This window comes from Candidatus Methylacidiphilales bacterium, from assembly GCA_030054035.1.
GTDB lineage: Bacteria > Pseudomonadota > Gammaproteobacteria > JASGCS01 > JASGCS01 > JASGCS01.
This window is the reverse complement of sequence record JASGCS010000007.1, coordinates 79,290-81,703: the sequence shown is the minus strand read 5'-3', so window position 1 is coordinate 81,703 and position 2,414 is coordinate 79,290. Positions and strand designations below refer to the sequence as shown.

The 2,414-nt window shown below is 40.2% G+C and carries 1 protein-coding gene; it reads right to left on the bottom strand.

The window, feature by feature from the left end; all coding sequences use genetic code 11:
* Positions 1-62 precede the first annotated feature (62 nt).
* A partial coding sequence (locus QM538_05890) for a hypothetical protein (protein ID MDI9348018.1) occupies positions 63-2,414 on the bottom strand: 2,352 nt, incomplete at its 5' end.

Sequence of the window (2,414 nt, the reverse complement as noted above, 5' to 3'; positions counted from 1 at the left end):
AGCCACTACAATCCTAGTGAGCCACTACAATCCTAGTGAGCCACTACAATCCTAGTGAGCCACTACAATCCTAGCGAACAAACTAGTTTAATTGAGATAGTAGCTAGGAGATCATCTTTAGCACAATCTAACCCGATTGAACTAAACAGAGAATAAAGTATTTGTGATAAAGGTCCTTGATAGGAATCTGCTTTCTTTTTTAGAGCCGAGGTTTTGCTAACAATTAGAATTGGTGTGGTTGAATCCTTAGAATTGTAAAAATTAATGATGCTCCCTGGAATAGCGCTTGTTTTAATTTTATCTGCAGCGCTATTTACCTTGGCTAAATCACTCCCTAGCCGAACGAGATAGGCGGTTTTACCACTAGGCACCTGTATTTTAAGTGTGGAAAAATCAGGTTCTTCACCATTGGCACTTGAGATTACTACTTTTGTGTTTATCCCTCCAATACCCTCTTCAGTAGTCACCAAGGTAAGTGAGCCTGCTCTCAGATGAAAATTACCTGCAGTAGGAAAACCCTGCACATAAATACCACCGCTAGATAAAGTTATACTAGCGGCTGAAAGACTTAACGCGGTACCATAAACTCTGCCAAAAAGAATGGCCCCATTTGCCTCAGTAGTTTTCAGAATTAATTTTGCTAATGGAAATGATAAATTTTGATTAAGCACAATAGATCCTGTAGTTTGTTCTAAAGATACAGTACCAGTTGAGATACCAATAGTGGCGTCGATAAGCCCATCTCGGTTTGATTTTAAATAAATAGAGGCATTAGAATTCCTATTTGAATTCGTAGTTGATGCAGTTAGAGTGTTGAAAGTCCAATCAGTTGTGTTGGTAATTGTGATTGGATTAAGCTCAGTGCCTATACCGATAAGACCATATGCATATAGATTAATGTTACTGGCCGTGATCACTCCCGTTGTGGTAGTAATATTGCCAGAGGCAATCAAACTAAGGTTCTTGGTATGAATGGAGTAATTTGCAAGATTAATATTGCCTTGGCTGGGGTCAGAAGTAAACAAACTCACTGTAGCTAAAGGGTAATTTAAATTTGCATTAAGCGAAATACTTCCAACCGTTTGTTTAAGGGATATTACGCTCGAATATGAAGGATCAATCGTAGCATTGATAAGCCCAGCTCGGTTTGATTCTAACAAGATATGGCCAGTTGGGCCCGCAGACAGCATGAGTGTATTTGCAGTCCAATCAGTTGAACTGGAAATAGAAATCGCAGTAGTATGACCAATTTCATTACCCGCAACCAGGGTAAGCGAACTACTAGTAATACTAGTAATCACTCCGCTACTGGAAGTAATACTGTCAGATGCAAATAAACCAAGTCTTTGCGCACTGATGGAGTATGATTGTAGTCTAATATCGCCATTGTTGTGCCCAGTTGCAGTTGCGTAAATATTTACTGAAGGTGCAGTAAATGTATAGCTACTAGTTAATGTAATAGAACCATGGGTTTGGGTTAGATTCAATTGATTCATCACAGCTATCCGATTAGAAGAAACATAGCTTAGGATTGATGGCTGTAATGTGGGTTGTTCAATGCTAAGTGAATAGAGCGACATAGTAATACCACTTTCAAGCATAATATCTGGCGCTTTGAGCTGTAGTACATTTTTAGTGGTATTTACATTTGAACGAACAATGATTGAAACATCGGCCTGAATCATAAAATTGCCTAGGTTAAGCATGTCGTTTATTTGTGTAGGAGTAATCACTGTTTTACCATTGATCCGATCAAGGCTAATCAAATAAACTTCTCCGCGCAAACCATAGTAAGGAGCGCTAATCAATGCGTAGCTATCACTAATAGCCGTAGTGACACCGAAGTAAGTCCTTTGATATAAATTAAGAGTTGCACCATTAGAAGTTATCTTTGGTGAAAAACTACACCAGTTAGTGAGTGTATTGACTGATCCATACGATAAACAAGAGCCTGAAGTAAAACTAGGAGGGCTATTTAAATTAAACAAAAACACTTCGCCACGAGTATTGGATGCACCAGGGGAGCCAATGAGGGCATAGGCGGAACTGAGGGCGACAGAATGTCCAAAATAAGATCCACTTGCAAGTGAAGTAATGGGCTGTGTGGTGCTTAAAGAAAGTTTGCACCATGGTGAGTTAAACCCAGCAACTCCAGTATTAGCTGCGGTCAAACAATTTCGATTAAAAGTATTAGTACCATCTACTGTATACAAAAAGGCATCACCTCGGGTGGTAGCAACACCTGGTGCACCGATGAGCGCATAGGTGGAATTGAGGGCGACAGAATATCCAAAAGCTGAATTAGCTACCAGAGTCGTAATGGGTTGAGATGCGCTTGAAGAGAGAGCACACCAAGAGGTGTTAAATCCTGATGCGCCTGCGACGGCTGAGGTTTGGCAAGTGGAGTTAAAGAC